Consider the following 8,198-nt stretch of genomic DNA (forward strand, 5'->3'; position numbering starts at 1 on the left):
TTGTGACTGACGTTCGAATGCCGCTACGTTCACCGTCACCTCAGCAGTCACGCGAAAGGCACACCGCATGCGCTCCGGGAACGGCAGGCACCGTCGACCCCGTCAGGCCCCCGCCATCGTTGTCGCGGCAGGGGTGACCGGATCCGCCATCGCCCTTCCGCTGCTCGGCGCCGGCTCCGCGTCGGCCGTCGACGCCCACACGTGGGACCGGGTCGCCGAGTGCGAGTCCGGCGGCGCGTGGAGCGCCGACATGGGCAACGGCTTCTACGGCGGACTCCAGCTCTCGCAGGAGACCTGGGACGCGTACGGCGGCAAGCAGTACGCCCTGCGCCCCGACCTCGCCAGCCGCGCCCAGCAGATAGCCGTCGCGGAGCAGGTCTACGCCGCGACAGGCGTCAAGACCTGGGAGACCTGCGCCCCCATCGTGGGCCTGGGCGGCGCCACCGGGGCGAAGCCGGACGCCACGCCCGACGCGTCCTCCGGCACCGCGACGCCCGAGGCCGCCCCGGACGCCGCTCCCGGCGCGTCCGCTCCGGCCGACGCCGGCCAGCCGGTGGAGCCCACCGAGCCGGTGACCCCCGCCGACCCGGTCGAGAGCCTCCTGCCGGCCGAGCCCGCCGCGCCCACCACGCCGGACGCCGCGCCGGAGACGTCGGCCCCGGCCGCCCCGCCCGTCCCCGGCAACGGCAAGCACCGCGGCGCGCCCGACCCGGCGGAGCCCCCGGCGGCGACGGACCCGACCGCGACCGACCCGGCCGCGCCGGAGGCCGAGAACCCCACGAGCGCCGACAATTCGGTCAGCGGGCGCGAAACGGACGGCCACACCTCGCGAGGTGACGGCGCGACACGCGACCTGGCGGACGCCCAGCCGGGCGCGTACACCGTCCGCCCCGGCGACAGCCTCTCCGCCATCGCCGCGGCGAAGGACCTCGAAGGCGGCTGGACCGCCCTCTATGACGCCAACCGCCAGACCGTGGGCGCCGATCCGGACCTCATCCTGCCCGGCCAGAGCCTCGATCTGGCCCCCGCGCAGCGCTAGGTGGCGGGGGTGTTGGTACCCCTATGTCCGGGTCTGCGTCAGTGAGACATGAGTCTCTTTGTGCCAACTGGCGCCTCACGAACGCACGATGTGTCCGATCCGCCCCTCACCTGCGCAAACGTCCGTCAAGCGCAGGGCGGTAGGGGCGGATTGACCCGGATGTCCGTCTTTGAACTTCACCGGGCTCTGTGATTACGGTCTTCATCGCTCGCCATCGCGGGCCCCTTCGACCGGTACGCCGAATCCTGCCGCCGGACGCAAGGGAACAGTCGTCGCGTCATGCGCCGAAGGCAGGAGCGGGGGACCCAAGGTAGGTGCCGGCCCCCGGCCGTCGAAGGACGGTCCGTGAGCCGGCTTGGGGTGAGGCCGCGCGAGTCGCGCGGCGGGGCAGCTCATCAGCCCTAACCCGACAGCTCACCTCGCAGGCGTCGGTGAGGAGAATCTCCATGCTGTTTTCCAGCAAGGTTTCCGGCAAGGCCAAGCACCGTCGCCCGTCCAAGGCGGTCCGTTTCGCCGCGTTCGCCGGCATCACCGGCGTCGCCGTGGCCGCCCCGCTGATGGGCGCCACCTCCGCCTCGGCGGCCACCTCCGCCGAGTGGGACAAGGTCGCCCAGTGCGAGTCCGGCGGCAACTGGTCCATCAACACCGGCAACGGCTACTACGGCGGCCTGCAGTTCTCGGCCTCCACCTGGGCCGCGTACGGCGGCACCGCGTACGCCGCCACCGCCGACCAGGCCAGCAAGGCGCAGCAGATCGAGATCGCCGAGAAGGTCCTGGACGGCCAGGGCAAGGGCGCGTGGCCGGTGTGCGGCGTGGGCCTGTCCAACGCCGCGTACGACGGCGGCGCCGCCGAGCGCACGGCCGAGCAGCCCACCACCCGCAGCGAGCAGCGCACCGCGCCGAAGGCCGCGCCCAAGGCCGGGGAGGCCCCCAAGGCCGCGCCCAAGGCCGAGGCGAAGAAGACCGTCACCACCCCGACCGGCAAGAAGGTCGCCAAGGGCGACGGCGAGTACAAGGTGAAGGCCGGCGACACCCTCAGCACCATCGCCGAGGCGGAGAACGTCGAAGGCGGCTGGCAGAAGCTCTTCGAGCTGAACAAGGACATCGTCGAGGACGCCGACCTCATCTACCCGGGCCAGCAGCTCCACCTGAGCTGACCCCCCGACGGCCCCGGCCCGAGTCGCCCATGCGGCGGCGGGCCGGGGCCTTCGCGGTTACCGGCAGGTAAACCTTGTGGGCTTTTGCCCCGTAAACAGGGCCCTTGGGTCGTTTTTCGTCCCACGAGGCGGGCGTCGGCTGGCCCCGGCCCCCCGGCCGGATAGGCTCTTGTCGCACGGCGCAAGGCCAAAGAGACCCTGCACCCTGCACCGCTCGCGTCACACATTGCGTCACATCCCAGAAGGAGATGCTCGTGCCGTCCATCGACGTCGTCGTAGCCCGGGAAATCCTGGACTCCCGAGGCAACCCCACGGTCGAGGTCGAGGTCGGCCTCGACGACGGCAGCACCGGCCGTGCTGCCGTCCCGTCCGGTGCCTCCACCGGTGCGTTCGAGGCCCTCGAGCTCCGCGACGGTGACAAGGACCGCTACCTCGGCAAGGGTGTCGAGAAGGCCGTCCTCGCCGTCATCGAGCAGATCGGCCCGGAGCTCGTCGGCTACGACGCCACGGAGCAGCGGCTGATCGACCAGGCGATGTTCGACCTGGACGCCACGCCCGACAAGTCGTCGCTCGGCGCCAACGCCATCCTCGGCGTCTCCCTCGCCGTCGCGCACGCCGCCTCCGAGGCGTCCGACCTGCCGCTCTTCCGCTACCTGGGCGGCCCGAACGCGCACCTGCTGCCCGTTCCGATGATGAACATCCTGAACGGCGGCTCGCACGCCGACTCCAACGTGGACATCCAGGAGTTCATGATCGCCCCGATCGGCGCGGAGTCCTTCTCCGAGGCGCTGCGCTGGGGCGCCGAGGTCTACCACACCCTGAAGAAGGTCCTGAAGGACAAGGGCCTGTCCACGGGTCTGGGCGACGAGGGCGGCTTCGCCCCGAACCTCGACTCCAACCGCGCCGCCCTCGACCTCATCCTCGAGGCCATCAAGCAGGCCGGCTACACCCCGGGCAAGGACATCGCGCTGGCGCTCGACGTCGCCGCGTCCGAGTTCTACAAGGACGGCGCGTACGAGTTCGAGGGCAAGTCCCGCTCGGCCGCCGAGATGACCGACTACTACGCCGAGCTCGTCGAGGCGTACCCGCTGGTCTCCATCGAGGACCCGCTGTTCGAGGACGACTGGGACGGCTGGAAGACCATCACCGAGAAGCTGGGCGCCAAGGTGCAGCTGGTCGGCGACGACCTGTTCGTCACCAACCCGGAGCGCCTGGCCCGCGGTATCGAGGAGGGCGCCGCCAACGCGCTGCTCGTCAAGGTCAACCAGATCGGCTCGCTGACCGAGACCCTCGACGCCGTCGAGCTGGCCCAGCGCAACGGCTTCAAGTGCATGATGTCCCACCGCTCCGGCGAGACCGAGGACGTCACCATCGCCGACCTGGCCGTCGCCACCAACTGCGGCCAGATCAAGACCGGCGCCCCGGCCCGCTCCGAGCGCGTCGCCAAGTACAACCAGCTGCTGCGCATCGAGGAGATCCTCGACGACGCAGCGGTGTACGCGGGCCGCAGCGCCTTCCCGCGCTTCCGCTTCTCGGGCGAGTAAGGCCGATAGGCCCTCAGTAGCCCGGTTACGTACGTCCCCGGCCGCGGTCCCGTACCGTGTCCGGGGACGTACGTACGTAACGGGGTGCAGGGGAGGAGCGAGGATGGCCCGGGACCGGTTCTCCACCGCGACCAGGCTGCGGCTGCTCGGGGAGCAGACCGCCGCCCGCGTGTACCGCTCCCAGACCCGCCGTCAGGAACGCTCCCGGCTCACCGGCCGCGCGGCCTTCCTCGCGCTCGTGGTCTGCTCGATGGTGGTGGCCCTGGCGTACCCGATGCGCCAGTGGGTCTCCCAGCAGAGCGAGATCGCCGAGCAGGAGCGGCTGGCGGCCGAGGCGGCCGAGCGCGTCGAGCGGCTGCGCGACGAGAAGGCTCGGCTCCAGGACGACGCGTACATCAGGCGCCTCGCCCGCGAACACCTGCACTACGTCCGCCCGGGGGAGACCGGTTACACGGTCATCGACCCCGACGCGGTGCGCCAGCGCCGCAGCGACCAGGGCGCGGCCGACCGCCCCTGGTACTCCAACCTCTGGGACGGCGTGGACACCGCCGACCGCACCGACCCCGCCACCCGCACCGATCGCACCGACCGCAAGTAGAACCCAAGGCAGGCATGGACACGCCCCCTCCGCAGACCGAACGCACCGAGCCCACCGAGGCGGACGTCGCGGCGTTCGAGGAACAGCTCGGCCGCCCGCCGCGCGGGCTGCGCGCCATCGCGCACCGCTGCCCGTGCGGCAACCCCGACGTGGTGGAGACCGCGCCCCGGCTGCCGGACGGCACGCCGTTCCCGACGACGTACTACCTCACCTGCCCGCGCGCGAACTCCGCGATCGGCACGCTGGAGGCGAACGGCGTCATGAAGGAGATGACCGACCGGCTGCAGTCCGACCCCGAGCTGGCGGCCGCCTACCGGGCCGCGCACGAGGACTACATCGCGCGCCGCGACGCCATCGAGGTCCTGGAGGGCTTCCCGAGCGCGGGCGGCATGCCGGACCGGGTGAAGTGCCTGCACGTGCTCGTCGCCCACTCCCTCGTGGCCGGCCCGGGTGTGAACCCGCTGGGTGACGAGGCGCTGGCGATGCTGCCGGAGTGGTGGGCCAAGGGCCCGTGCGTCGGCGCTCACCGGGAGGACGCGCAGTGACGACCCGGGTCGCCGCCATCGACTGCGGTACGAACTCGATCCGCCTGCTCGTCGCCGACGTCGACCCGACGACCGGCCAGGTCACCGACCTGGACCGGCGGATGACGATCGTCCGACTCGGCCAGGGCGTCGACCGGACCGGCCGGCTCGCCCCCGAGGCGCTGGAGCGCACCTTCGCCGCGTGCCGCGAGTACGCCGGCGTCATCAAGGAGTACGGCGCCGAGAGGCTGCGTTTCGTGGCCACCTCGGCCTCGCGCGACGCCGAGAACCGGGACGACTTCGTCCGGGGCGTGCGGGAGATCCTGGGCGTGGAGCCCGAGGTCGTCACCGGTGACCAGGAGGCGGAGTTCTCCTTCGTCGGCGCGACGAAGGAACTGCCCGACACCGGGCAGGAGTACCTGGTCGTGGACATCGGCGGCGGCTCCACCGAGTTCGTGGTCGGCCGCTCGCACGCGCGTGCGGCCCGCTCCGTCGACATCGGCTGCGTACGGCTGACCGAGCGTCATGTGCGCAGCGACCCGCCCTCGGAGGCGGAGATCGCGGCGATCCGGGCGGACGTCGAAGCGGCCCTGGACCTCGCGGAGGAGACCGTTCCGCTGCGTGAGGCCGGGACGCTGGTCGGGCTGGCCGGGTCGGTCACCACGGTGGCCGCGATCGCGCTGGGGCTGGAGGAGTACGACTCGGCGGCGATCCACCGCTCCCGCGTCTCCTACGAGCAGGTCGCGGAGGTCACCGGGCGCCTGGTCGCCTCCACCCACGACGAGCGGTCCGCGATCGCGGTGATGCACCCCGGCCGGGTGGACGTCATCGCCGCCGGGGCGCTGGTGCTGCTGGCCGTCATGGACCGGATCGGGGCGCGGGAGGTCGTGGTCTCCGAACACGACATTCTGGACGGAATCGCCCTCTCGCTGGTCTGACGCGGGGCCGTCGGTCACCCGGTCGGAAGTCGCGCCGGACAGCCCGTCGGGAAAGTTCGTGAAGTTCTTCACAAGGAAAAGGGCCCCGAGGGGGGTCGTGGGGGCGTTTCGGGGCCTCCGAGGACCCCTTCGGGGCCCTTTCTCGCGCCCGCGAGGGGCACCTCGCCTATGTTTCGCAGGTGTGAACTCCGGTGTGGTCCACCGTTGCAAGGTGCTCTCTGTCCCAGTTCAACGGGGGTGAACAACGTCTTCGCTTACACCCCGGTTCCCCTCCGGCGCCATGACCTCGGTCACGTGGGCGGCGGAGTGTAGCAGAGGTCCCCCGGAAGCTTGTGAAGGGGCGCACGAGCGACCCCCCTCCGGCGGGTGGATACTCGATGGCATGAGCACCACGGAGCGTCCCAGGATCCTCGTAGTAGGCGGTGGGTACGTAGGCCTGTACGCAGCTCGGCGCATTCTCAAGAAGATGCGCTACGGCGAGGCGACCGTCACGGTCGTCGACCCCCGGTCGTACATGACCTACCAGCCCTTCCTGCCCGAAGCCGCCGCCGGCAGCATCTCGCCGCGGCACGTCGTCGTCCCGCTGCGACGCGTGCTGCCCAAGGCCGAGGTACTCACCGGCCGGGTCACCAGCATCGACCAGGACCGCAAGGTCGCCACGGTCTCGCCGCTCGTCGGTGAGGCGTACGAGCTGCCGTTCGACTACCTGGTCATCGCGCTCGGCGCGGTCTCCCGGACCTTCCCGATCCCCGGCCTCGCCGAGCAGGGCATCGGAATGAAGGGCATCGAGGAGGCCATCGGCCTGCGCAACCACGTCCTCGAGCAGCTCGACAAGGCCGACTCGACGACCGACGAGGAGGTCCGCCGCAAGGCGCTGACCTTCGTCTTCGTGGGCGGCGGCTTCGCCGGCGCGGAGACCATCGGCGAGGTCGAGGACCTGGCGCGCGACGCCGCGAAGTACTACAAGAACGTGAAGCGCGAGGACATGCGCTTCATCCTGGTGGACGCCGCCGACAAGATCCTCCCGGAGGTCGGCCCGAAGCTCGGCCAGTACGGCAAGGAGCACCTGGAGAGCCGTGGGGTGGAGATCTACCTCAACACCTCCATGGACTCCTGCGTCGACGGCCACGTGGTGCTGAAGAACGGCCTGGAGGTCGACTCCAACACCATCGTCTGGACCGCCGGTGTGAAGCCGAACCCGGTCCTCTCCCGCTACGGCCTGCCGCTGGGCCCGCGCGGCCACGTCGACACCGACGTCACGCTGCAGGTCAAGGGCACGGACTACATCTGGGCCGCCGGCGACAACGCCCAGGTCCCGGACCTCGTCGGCCGCAAGGCCGGCAACCAGAACGCCTGGTGCCCGCCGAACGCCCAGCACGCGCTGCGCCAGGCCCGCGTCCTCGGCGACAACGTGATCTCCGGCATGCGGGGCTTCCCGCAGAAGGAGTACAGCCACGCCAACAAGGGTGCGGTCGCCGGTCTCGGCCTGCACAAGGGCGTCGCGATGATCGTCATGGGCAAGATGAAGATCCGCCTCAAGGGCCGTCTCGCCTGGTACATGCACCGCGGCTACCACGGCATGGCCATGCCGACCTGGAACCGCAAGATCCGCGTCTTCGCGGACTGGACGCTCGCGATGTTCCTCAAGCGCGAGGTCGTCTCGCTCGGCGCGATCGAGTCGCCGCGCGAGGAGTTCTACGAGGCGGCCAAGCCGGCGCCGCAGGCCTCCTCCTCGGCGACGCCGCCGCAGAAGGCCAAGGCCTCCTGACGCACGCTCAGCGCTGAGCCGGACCGGCCGTACGTCCGGCTCCCGAGGGGCCGCCCGCCATCCGTGGTGCGGGCGGCCCCTTCGTGCTGTCCAGGGGGCCGCCCACCGCGGGTTTTTGCCCTTCCATTGCGTCGTTCCGGGACTGCATCCCGTCGCTGTCGGTGTTTACGTGGTGACGAGCATTTCTGGGATCGAACGTCACGGAGGTGTGCACCATGGCCGACGCCGCGTCGCGGCTCACCACTCTCGCCGAGGACCTGCTCGGGGTTCCCCTGCCCGTCCGGATCCGGGCCTGGGACGGGAGCGAGGCGGGCCCTCCGGGCGACGCCCCGGTGCTCGTTCTCCGCAGCCGCCGGGCCCTGCGGCGGCTGCTGTGGAAGCCGGGGGAGCTGGGCCTGGCACGGGCGTGGGTGGCCGGGGAGATCGACGTCGACGGAGATCTGTACGAGGCCCTCGACCGGCTCGCCGGCTTCATCTGGGAGCGCGGCGCCGACGCGAAGGACACCGTCCACGCCGTGCGCGACCCGCGGGTGCGGGCGGCGGTCCGCGGGCTGGTGAAGATCGCCGGGCCCTGGCCGCCGCCCCCGCCGCCCGCCGAGGAGGTCCGGCGGCGCACCGGGCCGCTGCACA

The 8,198-nt window shown here is 71.4% G+C and carries 7 protein-coding genes, 1 pseudogene and 1 riboswitch; all 8 genes and pseudogenes read left to right on the top strand.

Annotation, left to right across the window (positions count from 1 at the left end; translation table 11 throughout):
• Positions 1–133 precede the first annotated feature (133 nt).
• Positions 134–1,039: a transglycosylase family protein gene (locus ABZX67_RS20005; RefSeq protein WP_355361926.1), complete on the top strand. Its 906-nt coding sequence runs from the start codon at positions 134–136 to the stop codon at positions 1,037–1,039.
• A gap of 272 nt (positions 1,040–1,311) precedes the next feature.
• Positions 1,312–1,482, top strand: a riboswitch (cyclic di-AMP (ydaO/yuaA leader).
• 3 nt (positions 1,483–1,485) lie between these two features.
• Positions 1,486–2,196: a transglycosylase family protein gene (locus ABZX67_RS20010; RefSeq protein WP_355361928.1), complete on the top strand. Its 711-nt coding sequence runs from the start codon at positions 1,486–1,488 to the stop codon at positions 2,194–2,196.
• Between the two features lie 254 nt (positions 2,197–2,450).
• Positions 2,451–3,740: a phosphopyruvate hydratase gene (gene eno / locus ABZX67_RS20015; protein ID WP_355361930.1), complete on the top strand. Its 1,290-nt coding sequence runs from the start codon at positions 2,451–2,453 to the stop codon at positions 3,738–3,740.
• 103 nt (positions 3,741–3,843) lie between these two features.
• Positions 3,844–4,338 (top strand): septum formation initiator family protein, encoded by a 495-nt coding sequence (locus tag ABZX67_RS20020; protein ID WP_355361932.1) that lies wholly within the window; start codon positions 3,844–3,846, stop codon positions 4,336–4,338.
• A 14-nt stretch (positions 4,339–4,352) separates the two neighbouring features.
• The gene (locus ABZX67_RS20025; protein WP_355361934.1) at positions 4,353–4,883 is read left to right on the top strand and encodes a DUF501 domain-containing protein; all 531 of its coding nucleotides are present in this window, start codon (positions 4,353–4,355) and stop codon (positions 4,881–4,883) included.
• Positions 4,880–5,800: a Ppx/GppA phosphatase family protein gene (locus ABZX67_RS20030; protein ID WP_355361936.1), complete on the top strand. Its 921-nt coding sequence runs from the start codon at positions 4,880–4,882 to the stop codon at positions 5,798–5,800. The genes ABZX67_RS20025 and ABZX67_RS20030 overlap by 4 nt, the downstream gene beginning before the upstream one ends.
• 382 nt (positions 5,801–6,182) lie before the next feature.
• The gene (locus ABZX67_RS20035) at positions 6,183–7,568 is read left to right on the top strand and encodes an NAD(P)/FAD-dependent oxidoreductase (protein WP_355361938.1); all 1,386 of its coding nucleotides are present in this window, start codon (positions 6,183–6,185) and stop codon (positions 7,566–7,568) included.
• A 215-nt stretch (positions 7,569–7,783) separates the two neighbouring features.
• Positions 7,784–8,198 (top strand): annotated as a pseudogene (locus ABZX67_RS20040) (SAM-dependent methyltransferase); the annotation flags it as partial.

Origin of the sequence: Streptomyces sp. NPDC003036 (assembly GCF_040611175.1) — a bacterium.
In the GTDB taxonomy this organism is placed as follows: domain Bacteria; phylum Actinomycetota; class Actinomycetes; order Streptomycetales; family Streptomycetaceae; genus Streptomyces.

Coding starts and splice junctions, on each gene's coding strand:
- ABZX67_RS20020 (WP_355361932.1), top strand. CDS start 3,844: ATGGCCCGGGACCGGTTCTCCACCGCGACCAGGCTGCGGCTGCTCGGG.
- ABZX67_RS20010 (WP_355361928.1), top strand. CDS start 1,486: ATGCTGTTTTCCAGCAAGGTTTCCGGCAAGGCCAAGCACCGTCGCCCG.
- ABZX67_RS20035 (WP_355361938.1), top strand. CDS start 6,183: ATGAGCACCACGGAGCGTCCCAGGATCCTCGTAGTAGGCGGTGGGTAC.
- ABZX67_RS20025 (WP_355361934.1), top strand. CDS start 4,353: ATGGACACGCCCCCTCCGCAGACCGAACGCACCGAGCCCACCGAGGCG.